The sequence below is a fragment of the Pedobacter sp. HMWF019 genome (assembly GCF_003061025.1).
Lineage (GTDB): Bacteria > Bacteroidota > Bacteroidia > Sphingobacteriales > Sphingobacteriaceae > Pedobacter.
The window spans coordinates 1-2836 of record NZ_QAIL01000147.1 but is presented as its reverse complement, the minus strand read 5'-3'; the positions used below and the strand labels follow the sequence as shown (position 1 = coordinate 2836).

Sequence of the window (2836 nt, the reverse complement as noted above, 5' to 3'; positions counted from 1 at the left end):
CTTAAAGTCTGTATTTCTTCGTTATGTATGGGTTCAAGCTTCATTTGATCGTTTAGTTTTATAGTCATTTAGACTTTTTTCAATTGTAAATATACTTGTTAATTAAGCAGAAAAATAGAACTTTGAATGCAATTTATGGTATTTTGAAACACCAGACATTCGGAAATATAACCCTGAACCTTCAAAATAATTCCATAACCAGTATAGCTAAAATAAGGTAAGACAAAAACCAAAAACGGCTCTATATTCGCTTTGTATGAATGCGCCATGAGTGCACAGTGAGTGCGCCATGAGTGCGCCTTTTTATAGAAAAAACGCGCACTCATGGCGCAATGAATACACTGAAATTCCGCAATCACAGTAAAGCATAATAGAACCAATACAAGATAAAACTGAACCTGGCATCAACTTAAGCCAAAGAAAACTAAGGAAGATTTAATAAAAAGAGTCAGCAGCGTGGTAGGTAGTGCAACCCTCGCATATCACTGCGCTTTGGTTGAGGTTCGCCGGTCATATAGTTTTCGATTTGTTCTTTGATGTCCATATCAGATATTAAACGATGAGTTGCTTACTTGACCTTTTCAAAATTCGGTTTATTTTTGTTTAACCAAAATATTTAAACATCTGCATACCACTATATCAAAGAAAATATGGAAGTTTGATAAGAGAAAGTTAATTTAATATAAGGGGTACAAGTCGGAGACTTGGCCCCTTTTTATTAGAAACCATCTACATTAGAAGTACCCTATCCTCAATACCGGTCTGCGCCCAGGAAAACATATTTCACCCCTCCCACTCAAGCTTTTTATAATAAAATCAGGTTTGAAAAGAATTTCTTATTTTTAATATCTTAAACCCCCTGATTATGAAAGTAGTAAAATTTATCATTTGCCTTCTTTTTGGACTGATGTTTATCAATGCAGGCCTTAATAAATTCTTAAACTATCTCCCTGTGCCAAAAATGGACGATGCACACCTAAAAGTAATGGAAGCTTTTATGCGCGTATCCTGGCTAATGCCCCTCGTTGGAACCATAGAGATTATAGGAGGCCTTCTGTTCATTATCCCTAAATACCGGGCACTGGGCGCATTGGTTATTTTACCAGTTGCAACAGGTGTTCTGGCACACAATATTACATATGAGCCAACACCAGGCATCGCGATAGCGCTGGTACTTTTTGTGATCAACCTCTGGATCATTGCAGACAACTGGAAAAAATACCTTCCAATGGTTTCTTCCGATCAGAATAAAGAATTAGGCTAAGCTATATTGAACACACAATATGCACCCTCTCCGGTCTGCACCCAGGAAAATATGTTTTACTGAGCGAACCTTAGGGCCTGAAGCTCTTCGCGAAAGGTCCAGAGCGCTCAGTAAAACATATTTTCACCCCTCCCTTTTCATACCTTTCTTCACACATCCTCATACCTTGTTCGCAATAAACCTCATAAAAACATGGGCTAAAGTACTTTTTTGCGAACAAGGTATGCAGATGGTATAAAGATGGTTTTATTATGTACTTTTGCGATAGAGGTGTTCCTATTATAATTTACAAGATGAAGCAATATTTAGACTTAATGCAGCATGTGCTGGATGAAGGCACTCAAAAACATGACCGCACCGGAACAGGTACCATTAGTGTTTTTGGTTACCAGATGCGATTTAACCTGCAGGAAGGCTTTCCGATGGTAACCACGAAGAAATTACACTTAAAATCTATTATTCATGAACTGATCTGGTTTTTAAGCGGCGATACCAATATCAAATATCTAAAAGATAATGGTGTAAAGATCTGGGATGAATGGGCAGATGAAAACGGCGACCTTGGCCCCGTTTACGGATCGCAATGGCGCTCCTGGCCTTCCCCTGACGGCAGCCATATCGATCAGATCAGCAACATTATTAAAACTATTAAAAACAATCCGGATTCCAGAAGAATCATTGTATCGGCATGGAACGTAGCAGAAATCGAAAACATGGCCTTACCACCTTGCCATGCTTTTTTCCAGTTCTATGTAGCCGATGGAAAACTAAGCTGTCAGCTGTACCAAAGAAGTGCAGATATTTTTCTTGGAGTGCCTTTTAATATAGCATCCTACGCCCTGCTCACTATGATGGTGGCCCAGGTATGCGGATTGCAGTACGGTGATTTTATCCATACCCTTGGAGATGCGCACCTGTACAACAATCATATTGAACAGGCCAGACTACAATTGAGCCGTGCTCCGAAAGCATTGCCGGTGATGAAAATCAACCCGGAAGTAAAAGACATCTTTGATTTTAAATATGAAGATTTCAGCCTGGAGAATTACGATCCGCATCCACACATTAAAGGAGCCGTTGCCGTATGATCGTATCCGCAGTAGTGGCCATCGCAGAAAATAATGCCATTGGAAAAGACAACCAGTTGTTATGGCACCTTCCAGCAGACCTGAAACATTTTAAAGACATCACCACCGGACATACCGTAATTATGGGCCGCAAGACCTATGATTCTGTAGGTAAACCTTTGCCCAACCGCCGGAACATCATCATCACCCGCAATAAAGACCTGAAAATTCCAGGGGTTGAAATGGTAGAAAGTTTGGAGGATGCTTTATCGCTTTGCCAGGCAGAGAATGAAGTGTATGTGATTGGTGGTGCGCAGATCTATTCCAGTTCGCTTCCTTTAACAGATAAGATCTACCTGACCCGGGTCCACCGGAGTTTTCAGGCCGACAGCTTCTTTCCAGAGATTGATCCGGACATCTGGTTAGAAACGGAAGTTGAACATCATCAGCCCGATGAGAAAAACCCTATTGGATATACATTTTCGACACTTATACGCCGTTAATG

At 40.4% G+C, this 2836-nt stretch carries 3 protein-coding genes; all 3 read left to right on the top strand.

Annotation, left to right across the window (positions count from 1 at the left end; all coding sequences use genetic code 11):
* Positions 1 to 865: 865 nt before the first annotated feature.
* The 3 genes from DBR11_RS09585 (at position 866) to DBR11_RS09575 (ending at position 2834) form a co-directional block, all read left to right on the top strand.
* Positions 866 to 1264, top strand: a complete 399-nt coding sequence (locus tag DBR11_RS09585; protein WP_108551994.1) for a DoxX family membrane protein — start codon at positions 866 to 868, stop codon at positions 1262 to 1264.
* A gap of 293 nt (positions 1265 to 1557) precedes the next feature.
* Positions 1558 to 2352 (top strand): thymidylate synthase, encoded by a 795-nt coding sequence (locus DBR11_RS09580; RefSeq protein WP_108551992.1) that lies wholly within the window; start codon positions 1558 to 1560, stop codon positions 2350 to 2352.
* Positions 2349 to 2834: a dihydrofolate reductase gene (locus DBR11_RS09575; RefSeq protein WP_108551990.1), complete on the top strand. Its 486-nt coding sequence runs from the start codon at positions 2349 to 2351 to the stop codon at positions 2832 to 2834. Before DBR11_RS09580 ends, DBR11_RS09575 begins: the two co-directional genes overlap by 4 nt.
* Positions 2835 to 2836 lie beyond the last annotated feature (2 nt).